The organism is Actinopolymorpha sp. B9G3 (assembly GCF_040120725.1).
In the GTDB taxonomy this organism is placed as follows: domain Bacteria; phylum Actinomycetota; class Actinomycetes; order Propionibacteriales; family Actinopolymorphaceae; genus Thermasporomyces.
This window is the reverse complement of record NZ_JBEEAB010000049.1, coordinates 1-10,474: the sequence shown is the minus strand read 5'-3', so window position 1 is coordinate 10,474 and position 10,474 is coordinate 1. Positions and strand designations below refer to the sequence as shown.

At 63.7% G+C, this 10,474-nt stretch carries 10 protein-coding genes; 3 read left to right on the top strand and 7 right to left on the bottom strand.

The window, feature by feature from the left end; translation table 11 throughout:
* Window positions 1–197: 197 nt before the first annotated feature.
* On the top strand, window positions 198–1,688 hold the full coding sequence (locus ABNF93_RS34205; RefSeq protein WP_349332415.1) for a DEAD/DEAH box helicase: 1,491 nt from the start codon (window positions 198–200) through the stop codon (window positions 1,686–1,688).
* A gap of 355 nt (window positions 1,689–2,043) precedes the next feature.
* On the opposite strand, the gene ABNF93_RS34200 is transcribed toward ABNF93_RS34205, so the two are convergent.
* The 6 genes from ABNF93_RS34200 to ABNF93_RS34175 all read right to left on the bottom strand — a co-directional run bounded on the left by ABNF93_RS34200 (window position 2,044) and on the right by ABNF93_RS34175 (window position 7,485).
* Window positions 2,044–3,300: an ATP-dependent DNA helicase gene (locus tag ABNF93_RS34200; protein ID WP_349332414.1), complete on the bottom strand. Its 1,257-nt coding sequence runs from the start codon at window positions 3,298–3,300 to the stop codon at window positions 2,044–2,046.
* Window positions 3,266–4,081 (bottom strand): phosphotransferase family protein, encoded by an 816-nt coding sequence (locus ABNF93_RS34195; RefSeq protein ID WP_349332413.1) that lies wholly within the window; start codon window positions 4,079–4,081, stop codon window positions 3,266–3,268. Before ABNF93_RS34195 ends, ABNF93_RS34200 begins: the two co-directional genes overlap by 35 nt.
* 186 nt (window positions 4,082–4,267) lie before the next feature.
* Complete coding sequence (locus ABNF93_RS34190) at window positions 4,268–4,933, bottom strand: GNAT family N-acetyltransferase (RefSeq protein WP_349332412.1); 666 nt, start codon at window positions 4,931–4,933, stop codon at window positions 4,268–4,270.
* A gap of 729 nt (window positions 4,934–5,662) precedes the next feature.
* A complete protein-coding gene (locus ABNF93_RS34185; RefSeq protein ID WP_349332411.1) occupies window positions 5,663–6,556 on the bottom strand; it encodes a phosphotransferase enzyme family protein in 894 nt (297 codons plus the stop codon).
* A 217-nt stretch (window positions 6,557–6,773) separates the two neighbouring features.
* Window positions 6,774–6,992, bottom strand: a complete 219-nt coding sequence (locus ABNF93_RS34180) for a hypothetical protein (protein WP_349332409.1) — start codon at window positions 6,990–6,992, stop codon at window positions 6,774–6,776.
* A 241-nt stretch (window positions 6,993–7,233) separates the two neighbouring features.
* Window positions 7,234–7,485, bottom strand: a complete 252-nt coding sequence (locus ABNF93_RS34175) for a hypothetical protein (RefSeq protein ID WP_349332408.1) — start codon at window positions 7,483–7,485, stop codon at window positions 7,234–7,236.
* 848 nt (window positions 7,486–8,333) lie between these two features.
* On the opposite strand from ABNF93_RS34175, the gene ABNF93_RS34170 reads away from it, so the two are divergent.
* Window positions 8,334–8,633: a hypothetical protein gene (locus tag ABNF93_RS34170; RefSeq protein WP_349332407.1), complete on the top strand. Its 300-nt coding sequence runs from the start codon at window positions 8,334–8,336 to the stop codon at window positions 8,631–8,633.
* A 978-nt stretch (window positions 8,634–9,611) separates the two neighbouring features.
* Here ABNF93_RS34170 and ABNF93_RS34165 read toward each other — a convergent pair.
* Window positions 9,612–9,956, bottom strand: a complete 345-nt coding sequence (locus ABNF93_RS34165; protein ID WP_349332416.1) for a hypothetical protein — start codon at window positions 9,954–9,956, stop codon at window positions 9,612–9,614.
* Between ABNF93_RS34165 and ABNF93_RS34160 the strand changes: the two genes are divergently transcribed.
* A complete protein-coding gene (locus ABNF93_RS34160) occupies window positions 9,904–10,329 on the top strand; it encodes a cold shock domain-containing protein (RefSeq protein ID WP_349332406.1) in 426 nt (141 codons plus the stop codon). The two genes, ABNF93_RS34165 and ABNF93_RS34160, sit on opposite strands and share 53 nt — an antisense overlap.
* Window positions 10,330–10,474 lie beyond the last annotated feature (145 nt).

Genomic DNA, 10,474 nt, shown 5'->3' with positions numbered 1-10,474 from the left:
ATCGCACCCACGAACCAAGAACGTCCCGATCACCGTCATGCAACACCAACGCCGCAGCAGGAGGATGAGCCATACCAGCATCCTCCCAGGAACAACCGTCCAATCATTAACGCCACGCCGTACTAGCCCTAGTCGCAGCCACGGAGCGGCTCTATAACGCGCAAAGGCGATTCGCTGGAGCCGAACGCGCGGCCCAAATGCGGCAGCACGAGCACGAACGAAGCGTTGGATTGCGACGCGAGCATCGGCAGTTCCAGCCAGGATTCTGGGAGTGGCTGACGACGCTGGGTCGCTCCATGCGTGAATGGCGACGCCGCGATAGCGAGCTGGCCAGCGAGGTCAGCGCCGCGGAGCGGGCACTTAGCGCAGTCCTCGGGGACATGAGCCAGCTGGCGCATGATGTTCAGAGTGCCGAGCACTCTGTAGATCAGGCAGAGGCAACGCTGCGGCGCTGCGAGCGGGATTTCGCCGCTGTGGACGACGTGATCGAGCAGGCTCGTCACAAGCTCGGTCCGCAGTTCCCCGACGAGCGGTGGCGGCAGGACCGTACGGAGCGGGAGCTTTGTGCGTTATGGACCGACGCGGAATGGAACAGGGCACGCACAGAGCTGTTTCTACAGGCGCTGCAGCTGCACAGGGCGTTCCTGGAGCACATGCCTGTCAAGATGCGACAGAGTCTGCACGGAGTTGCCGACATCCTTGACGGACAAGCGCCGGACAACCTTCCGAAAGGCGCCGCGCTTGCGGCGTGGCAAGCGCTGTTCTTCATTGTTCCGGTGGTCTCCACAACGTTTGCTTCCTTCGCTCGTCTGTTCTCCCACTTGAAGCAGGAAGACCTCGGATGGCTGTTCGTCGACGAGGCCGGACAGGCCGTCCCCCAAGGCGCTGTAGGTGCGCTGTGGCGAAGTCGACGAGCTGTTGTACTCGGCGACCCACTGCAGCTCGAACCAATCGTCGACCTGCCATTCCGGGCCGAGCAGGCAATCCGGCGCAACCATGGTGTTGGTGAGGAGTGGCTGACGAGCCGAAGCTCAGTCCAGAGGCTGGCTGACCGGCTTAACGATTTGGGCACCTGGCTCCCCGGCGATGACAAGCGGATCTGGGTCGGCGCTCCCTTGACCGTACACCGCCGCTGCGGCAGGCCTATGTTCGGCATCGTCAACGACATGGCCTACGAGGGTCTGATGATCGACGGCACTTCTTCTGTATGGGAAGACCATTTCAGGGAGGACTACCCGACCCTGCCGGAGTCGAAGTGGATAGACGTCGCTTCAAGCCGCGGTCAAGGTCATTGGAGACACGACGAAGGCAGACAGCTCGATCGGATTCTCCGTACCTTGGCCGCTCTGGATTTCGACATGACAGAGGTCCTGGTCATCGGTCCGTTCCGCGACGTCGCCCAACGTATTCGGGAGCATTGCCGTCGCTATCCGGGCGTTGTCGCAGGGACTATCCACACTGCCCAGGGAAGACAAGCCGAGATCGTGGTCCTCGTGCTTGGCAGCGACCCGCAACGCCCAGGAGCCCGCCGCTGGGCAGCCAGCAGGCCCAACTTGCTGAACGTTGCCGTAAGTCGCGCCAAACGCCGACTCTACGTGATCGGCGATCGCGAAGCATGGAGACACGAACGCTACTTCAGCGTGCTGGCTCACCGCCTCCCGCACGCCACGCCCATAACGCACACATGAGAGGTCTGGCTGTCACCCGTGCCCGCCGAAGGGGTGGGTCGGCGTTTCGGCGGGCACGATACGGTCACTGATGGTCGGGCGCCCTCTCGTTGTCGAGCACGCGGTCTGTGGCCTTCCTCGGCCGCCGTGTCGAACCTTCGCCAGGGCTTGCCGTTCCTGGTAGACGACTCGCGCACCTGACACCAGCGGCGCGGAACCTCTTCACGCCCCGGGATCGGCGCGCCACGAGCCCAGCCGTGCCACCGACCCTTGATCTGTTCCTTTCCAATGATGACCGCTTGCCGGATGCCGGGCGGTCGAGTCGACGCTCCAGAGTGACGGCGTTCTCCAGATGCCCGCCCATCGCACCGCGCGGCTAGGAGGCTCTCCGAGACCCTGCGACCGGCGTGAGGCCGCGACGGCTGGACAGAAGCGCGACATCCTTAGGGCTGGTGCTCCGTTGGAGGCTGTTGAGCACGGCCTGCTGGGTCTCCGGCGTCCAAAAGATCTTCAGGCGCTCACGTGCCCTGGTGACGGCCGTGTAGAAGACGCTATGCGTGATGTCATCCTCGTTGGCGTCGGTGATGACGATCTTGACGGAGTCGTACTCAAGACCCTGCGATTTGTGGATCGACACCGCGTAGGCCACCTGGAACGGCACGGCCGTGTTCACCGAGTCGTCGTCCTCGTCGCTGGTGTCGTAGTCGTAGACGGAGAAGCGCACGGTCGAGGCGGAAATCCATTCGAGCTCGCCACCATCGACGTCGAACTCGCTGAGTGATCGATCGAGCTTGACGTCGAACTGGATCTGCCCAGGAACGTGCTCAATGCCGACGATCCGGCCCTTTAGATTGTTGTAGATTAGTGGCCGGAACCGTTCGGTCTCGTTGAAGATAACCGGATCACCGACCTTGTAGGTGGAGATGCGCCAGGTGGTCGCGGCGCCGGAGTTGGTGCTCTGGAGGAATCGGTTGATGTTGTTGATCCCGTAGAGGCCGTCGTAGTTCAGGCACAGGATGATCTCGTCCTCCCGCTGAGCCTCGAACAGTGACTTGTCGAGCACGGTCGAGTAGCCGTAGCGGGCGATGGCCTCCGCGATGTCGTCGTCGATGTTCCGGACCTTGTCCCAGAAGCCCAGGAGAAACTCGTTCTTGGTCCTGAACGGCGTCGTAAGCTCGAACACCGACGTGCTCGGAATGAACGAGCGGATAATGCCGAACCAGTTCCCGAACTGGATGGACTCGATCTGGTAGACGTCACCGACGAGCACGAGCAGCTTGAAGGACGTCTTCTCCAGGACCTTTATCAGATTGGCGTTGCTGACCGTGCTGCATTCGTCGATGACCAGGAGGTCGTACTCCGGATCGGCGGCGCTCCTATAGATCTGGCTGCTGATCGTCCGGAAAGTCGAATTCTGGGCGGTGACCTTGCGTTTTAGGTTGTCGATTGCCGGGTTGGTGTGGGCGAGGAACAGCTTCGACTTGTCGTTGAAGTAGGTCGCAATATGGTCGACCATCGTCGACTTGCCCGTGCCGGCTGCGCCGTAGATCAGTGCGACACGCGACTGTCTGAACAGCAGCTTTAGTGCCTCCTTCTTGTCATCGTCGTCGAGGCCACGAGGCGTCTCGTCCAACCAGCGCTCGACGGCTGCTGCGTACCCGTCGATTCCCGCCGGTCTCGTCTCTCCAGCCGAGCAGGATCTGGTCGGCGGCCTCCTCCGAATAGTGCAGGGCAGTCTCTAGCCGGCACCACCCCAAGTCGATGCCGGGGCGACCTACACCAGCGGTATCCCAGTCGATGTATCCAACAAAGGCATCGCCGAGCCACATCGTGTTACCTGGGTGATAGTCACCATGCACGAGCACCGGGTCGGCATCCGGTGGCCGCATCGCGCTGACTACTCGGTCGGCTTCCTCGAGCAACGCAGTCGTCGGCGCCTTGCCTTCGCGACGATCGGGAACGTACGGGTCGTACGGAACCGGCCGCTTGTGGTGCGGCAAACCGGGGCGGGCCGACATCGGGATCGCGTGGAGCCTTGCCGCAGCGGAGCCCAACGAACGCAGCCGTAGCAGCGGTGCCTCCGCTGGAAGCGTGCTGTCGCCAGGAAGCAGCGTCGACAAGACCACAGTCACCTCGGCCTGCTCGTTGACGTCTACCCCGAGCAGGCGTGGGGCTGGAAGGCCGAGTTCCTCGGCGAGCGGGAGGACGACCTCCTCTGTCATCGGCCCCCCGCTGTACCACTCGATCGGGCTGGTTTTCAAAACCACGCTCGTCGACGCGTGAGCCTGTTCGACCCGCAGCAGCCATGTCTTCTGCGTCGTTTTCAGTTTCAGTGCCGTCTTGCTGACTACGCGAGCGTTACGGCCCAAGGTGCGCTGGGCCCACCGAACGAAAAGTTCGTGAAGATCGGACATGACCGCGAGCGTACGAAGGTACGGGGGGGGGCACACCAGCCATACGGGGGCCGATCATGGCCCCCGTACTAAGCGAGTGACCCACGCGTCCTCGAAGGTCAGAGCCCACTCGCCGGCTACTGAGCAAGTCCATTCCAACCCATGTGTCGTCCGTCCGCCGGCGGGTTGGGAGCCGCCCAACAGCGTTCAACCAGCGCCGAACATGGAGATGCAGGGTTGGAGACCGTGGATCTCGATCGGTGTGCAGTTCTGGGAGTACCACGTGTCACGATCGAGACGAAGACGTCGGTAGGCGACCGCCCGGCGATCTTCCACCGATACCGATACACCGTCATCGACGTAGCCAAGTTTGCGTGAGACTGCGATCGAGGCAGCGTTGTCCTCACGGGCCTCCGTCCTTGCATAGGTAGCGCCAATGCCCGCGAAGCTGAGATGCAGTACGGCGGCGCGCATCTCGGTCCCAATGCCCTTACCCCGATGATCGGCTGCCAGCCAGGACCCGCTGGCGACCTCGCGCCGCACCGGGAACTGGGTGGCAAACAAGCGCTGCATCCCGACGATTCCCCCGGCGACCACCGTTGCGAGAGTAAGCGTCCAACCTCCTGGACTCCACTGGCCCTGTTCTCGCCACAAACACTGGAGAAGTCGCCGGGCACGCTGCTCGGACGAATCGAGGCGACCAGAACCGTCGCGCCCAGCCATCCACGGCAAGGAGGGTTCGTACTCGGCTTGGCCGGCCAGGCGGACAAGAACCTCAATGTCGTCCGCCGTTGGGTACCGCAGCTCGAGATCCCGCGACACCAACCGTAGTCCGCGCAGCGGCCACACGGATAGGTTCGCAGCCGGCACCATGACCGGGGAGGTTACATGACAACAGGGCAGTGGTGCCGGACAGTATTCCGACCGCACCAACACGGCGTCGTACAGCAGTAGGTACGCCAACTCCAACGGCCGCCGCTGGCCGCCACTGCCCGTAACCGGTGCGACGTACGCCTGAGCGACCGCCGTCGACCGCAGCACCGATAGCTCGGGACCAAGGGTCAGGCGTGCCATCCACGTGCCATTACGGAAGGTGCAACGAGGGGACTCCAGGCCGCTCAGGGCCAGCGATCTCCGCAATACGGCGGTCACGGCCGGCCCGTTTCGACATCTTCCAAGCTGGCCATCCTCATGGCGAGGTTTGCTAACGCTTTTGCTAACAGGGCCGTTGGACAACTATGGACGCCGGGCAACGGAACCATCTGAGCGAGCCCATCCAGCCCGCGTGATCTGGACGTCGATGGACACGGCCGGACGATCTTCAGCGGCCTACGGAACAGAAGGTCAGGGTCATACAGCGTCCCTCGGTGTCGTCTCGAACGCGGCAACAACGTGGTCCGTGATGGTGGCGGCAGCCACATCCAGTCCTCATCCGACTCTGGCGGATGCTTCAGCACATCCCGGTCGTCCAGGGCTGCTCGAACGACGCTCTCGACCGCTACCCACTTCTTGTCTACTGCCACGAGTGGTCAGTCTGCAGGACCAGTGCGACTGGCGTGCAATGGTCTCGGAACTCACGCGACCTGCCGGGCCAAGATTAGCTCAAGACGAGTCGAGGGCACGTGTCAGAAACTCGACGAGTCTGGCTTCGTGACGCACGGCATGCTGTGCCCGGGCCCATCGCTTGGCGGTGTTCCAGAATCGCAGGTAGCGCAACGCGTGCATGAGCGCTGCATCGAAGATCTGCTCGGCTGAGGGCACAGCCGCCGCGCAGTTCTCGGCGTATCCGGCATAGAACGCGGTGGCATGATCGACATGCCAGGTGAGGTCCTCGTCGTGGAAGACGCAGATCAGCGGATACCCCAGATCAACGGCGATCGGACCGACTCCCGCTGCGTCCCAGTCCACGAGCACAAGATCACCGTCGGGTCGCAGGCGAGCGTTACCCAGGTTCACCTCGCCGTGGATGGTCGCGGACGGCTGTTCGGAGATACGCCAAATGCGCAGGGCTAGCAAGCGGAACTCGTCCGCGAACGGATAGTCATCCGCCAGGCGGTCCAATTCGTTCGCGCCCGCCTGGACAGGTATGTCAAACGCTCGTGGGACGGCAGGGAGGGCGTGCATCTGAGCCAGGATGGCGCCCAAGCCCCGCCACGTCGCCGTGCCAGATGCTGGCGGTCCGCCACTGATGTCTTCGAAGACGGTCACCCGACGACCGTTGTCGACGACGTACAGCGCCCCCGACAGATCCGGCGTCATGGCCGGGACATGACGCGGCAGCGCACTCGCTAGAGCTGCCTGAACTTGCTCCGACCCCTCGGCTGCGGAATCGGGCTGAGCATCGAACTTGACTGCGAAGCAGCCTTGGTCACTCACGATGCGCTCGACAAAGCGTGTCGGGTAGGTCTGCAGCCGTTCAAGCACTGAGACGCCCGTCAGGCCCCAGCGTTCACTCAACAGATTGGAACTCATCGCACCATCGTCGAAGGTGTCCACCGGTACCGACCTCACCTCTCGGGTGGCGACGACAAGGTTGCCAAAGAGGCGTCAGGTTACCGCCCCACGAGGGGTCGGCGTGCCCCCCGCGTGCCCCAAGCCAGAGCCGATCACGGTCCGCAACGGTCAACCACGGTCACGACAGCCGGGCTGAGACGCGAGGACGATTCACGCTCAGGGCCGCGTGCGAGCCCGACGTTCCTTTGCAAGGCAGGCGTCACGGCTTCGGTAACTGGAGTTTGAGATACGTCTGAGGTGATGCACCCGCTATGGGGTACCGGCCGATGTTGACGTAGACCTCGCCGTAGTCGGTATCCATCCGCCACGCCTCGAACTGATCGAGGTCGTACGAGCAGTAGCGATGCAGCAGCGTCAGCAGCTCGCGGTGCTCAGCCTCGGACAATGGACCATCGGAATCGGACATCTGCTCGTCCATAAGTCTCGCCTCCAGCGGATGCGGCATCATGCAGTCATCAAAGCAGCGCCAGCTTCGATGACTGTCCAAACCCACCGCGCTGACCCCAGCGTGACCCCAACGACCAGCACCGTCGGACGACAGCGAGCACCTGGTCGACGGCCGCAGGAGCGCAAGCGGGCAGGTCGCGATCACGATGCCTGTGTCTACGGATAAGAAGGTCGGGGTTCGCGATCCTTGGGCGCCGGGACGTCGCGCGTCGTCATGGGCCGATCTCGCTTCGGGCTTGATCGAGGGAGACTGTCCGGCGTGGCCAGTCCACCAGCTGCTGGACGACGATGCCGGGACCGTACGCCGCTTCGTCATCTGCGGGGATTCCGAGATGATGCAGATATTCGATCAAGAGCGGTCGATCGAACCGGTCACGGATTCGGCGCGAGCGATAGCGCGACACGTCTTCGAAGGTGAACGGCTGTCCCGATGTGTGCCACTCCCATCGGCCGTCGGTAGCCACCGCTTCGATGGTCCGCTCATACATCAATGGCGGTTCGCCCTCGGGACCCGATACCCATAGCTGGGTTCCCTCGTGGCCGGGGCCGTATCGAGGCGCATGTTGGACTACCACGCAGCGAACGCCGAGCCGGCGGGCAACAGCGGGCCCGATCGCTGTCGGGTCGCCGCCGTTGATGTCGTTGTTGAGGTACGCGGACCAGTTTCCACATGGCATCACAAGCTCTCGCGTCCACGGCGACTCGAATGGAGGAAGGTGGTCGAGCACACTCGGATACGGCTGAGCCGGACAGATGCTCACGCGATGGTCGGAGCGCACCTGTCGCACCGCGTCGAGCACAACATCTGTGGATGCATCAAGATACTGAACCGACCAGCCGATCGGACTCGCGGAACCTCCCAGAAGCCGCATGAACCGACCGTAGCTGCAGCGCATGGTGAAGTCGTCGGTGGGCTGTCCCTCTGATGTGCCCCCGAGCGGTCCTTGCCAGCCGCCTGTTGCCGCTTCCGCCGGTCGAGCACCCGGCGTGCCACATACGTGCCATACGTGGCGGCTACGTCTCGGCGCTCATCGGTCAACAGCGGTCATCTCGCCTGCTTCGTGAGCGCGACTCAGCCACGCTGGGGGTGAGCGCACATCTTCCAAGCTGGCCGTGCTCGGGGGAGCTTGCTAACGGCGTTGCTAACACCGGGTCTGGACGGACCTGGACTTGCGCGGACGTCCCGGTCTCTCCGCCGCCGCGTGACAGACGTCTGTGGACGCTGGCAGAAGGTCCGGATGGAATTTTGGATCTGAGGTCAGCGTGCGCTCGGCGCCCTCCACTCCGGCCGCTGCTCTGAGGCACTGCCCACATGGAGGTACGGCCGGTCGATCCGCGCGACGAGGCCTGGGGTCTGGCCGATCCCCCAGCGTTTCGGGTCTACTTCTGGCGACAGCCACCCGCTCCGCCGGGCATCCGGCAGGAAGAGGTGATGTGGCACGCCTACGAGTACGAGATCACCGGCGCAGACGTTGCACAGGTCCTCGCATGGGCGGAAGTGGAGCGACGGGACCGAACGTTCACGCTGTACGTCTGCATCCCGGATGGTCGCCGAGGGCTGGGCCTCATCCAGCTCTGTGGCGTCGACCCCACCCAGCACGACACCGACTGAGGCCCAGCCTGACCGACGACTTGCAGCGCCAGGGATGGTGGACCCGACCAGGCCCGAGACGGCCTGTCGCACGCCTGAAACCTGGGCGCCGACAGTTCGCATCGAGAGGGTCAGGCGGGCCATTAACGGGCCATTAGCCGAGGACAACCAGGGGGCCTCCAGGCCGCTCCAGCCATTCGCTCGCGCCAGGAAGACGGCTCCCAGCACCGGATATGTACGATTCCCAAGCTGCCAGTCGCTAGCTTCTCTACGCTCAGTGACATGGCTGCCTACGAGCCGCTCTGGGTTCGGTTGTGTTCCGCGCTGGTAGAAGACGGTGAGATCGCACCGCTGCGCGTGGGGAACACCTTTGTCGCTGGCATGGCCATCGTTGCGGACCACCGAGCCGAGGCCGAGGACGTGGACGGCCTTCGACCCACGGGTACCGGGCGCGGCCTGTACAAGGCGACCGGCAGTGCCCGATCCTCTGGCAATACCTGGGTTCTGGACACCAGCGACCTGTTGCTCGTCACCTACCAGGATCCACCCGGGCCAAGAGTCGGTCACCGCTACACGCTCCACGGCACTCTCGCCGTCGCTTGGGCCTACGAGTGGGATCTCGCGACCGAACCCGAGATGGGCGGCGCGGACTACGACGGTCGTCGGCTGTGGTCCGTCCAGGAGATCCTGGCGGACACGGCACGACCACCGACGGTGGCGAACCTCCGCTGCGACCTGACGGCGGCAGGGTGGTCCGGCAGGTGCCACGCTGGGGCGAGGTGGATCACTGGCTTCGGGTCGCACCGGCAGACGGGCAGTCTCGTGACATGTGACCGCTCCAACCTGGTGAGGCCCCCGACGTGCCACCGAACTGCCATCACCAGCCCTCATAGCCGACACCTGCCAAGAGCAGCCCACGGTCAGGGACGCCGGAATCGACGTGTGACCTGCGAACGAGAACCCACTCGTAGATCAGTGACGAGCCCGGACGCTGGCGACTTAGGGCCGTGCCGCGTCACGGCGCACATCGGTGCGGGGTGCGAATCCGAACGTGGTCGCCGCGGCCGTGACGAGCGCGACGCTGGCAAGCGCGCAGATCACGGCCAAGGTGGTCCGCGCAGTGTCCACCGGAGGCGGTACCGGCTTGAAGGCATCTGCGTATTCGAAGGCTTTACCCCAGAGGTACCAGTAACCCACCCACGACAGAGCGACGAGAACCGCAAGGGGAGCACCCAGCCGCACCGCTCGTCGTCGGTGCCGGACCACTAGGACGGTCATTGCCAACGTCGTCATGACGGGGGCTCCCAGCGGCCCGATCATGAAGCAGACGTCGAGCATGCTCATGGGCGGACACTACTGCGTATCGCTCGCGGCTGGTGATGTTCAACGGTTTCTGACCGCCTACCGTCGCTTCTGGGGGTTAGGGGGAGCAGGGTGCGACTTCCGGGAACCTCGTGCGGCGCATAATCGGCCCATGGCGAAGCGGCGGAAGTCCGATCAGTCCGTGACGGGCGTGGTTGAGTGGTTCGACAGCGATGAAGGCTGGGGAGCGATCACAGCACCGGAAGTTCCGGGCGGATGCTTCGTCCACTTCTCGCACATTCAATTGTCTGGCTACCGAGAGCTTCGGGCCGGCCAACGAGTGCGGTTCACCTTCGAAGCGCCTGGGCAGGACGGCTATCCATACCGTGCCCGCGCTGTCTGGACCGTTGACTAGAAGCGCCTGGTGCGCCTACTAGTACGGCGTGGCGTTAATGATTGGACGGTTGTTCCTGGGAGGATGCTGGTATGGCTCATCCTCCTGCTGCGGCGTTGGTGTTGCATGACGGTGATCGGGACGTTCTTGGTTCGTGGGTGCGATC

Bases quoted from the DNA above. Each gene is read 5' to 3' on its own strand.
- ABNF93_RS34205 (WP_349332415.1), top strand. From the start codon at position 198: ATGCGGCAGCACGAGCACGAACGAAGCGTTGGATTGCGACGCGAGCAT.
- ABNF93_RS34195 (WP_349332413.1), bottom strand. From the start codon at position 4,081: ATGTCCGATCTTCACGAACTTTTCGTTCGGTGGGCCCAGCGCACCTTG.
- ABNF93_RS34190 (WP_349332412.1), bottom strand. From the start codon at position 4,933: ATGGTGCCGGCTGCGAACCTATCCGTGTGGCCGCTGCGCGGACTACGG.
- ABNF93_RS34180 (WP_349332409.1), bottom strand. From the start codon at position 6,992: ATGGACGAGCAGATGTCCGATTCCGATGGTCCATTGTCCGAGGCTGAG.
- ABNF93_RS34170 (WP_349332407.1), top strand. From the start codon at position 8,334: ATGGAGGTACGGCCGGTCGATCCGCGCGACGAGGCCTGGGGTCTGGCC.
- ABNF93_RS34160 (WP_349332406.1), top strand. From the start codon at position 9,904: ATGACGGGGGCTCCCAGCGGCCCGATCATGAAGCAGACGTCGAGCATG.
- ABNF93_RS34165 (WP_349332416.1), bottom strand. From the start codon at position 9,956: ATGAGCATGCTCGACGTCTGCTTCATGATCGGGCCGCTGGGAGCCCCC.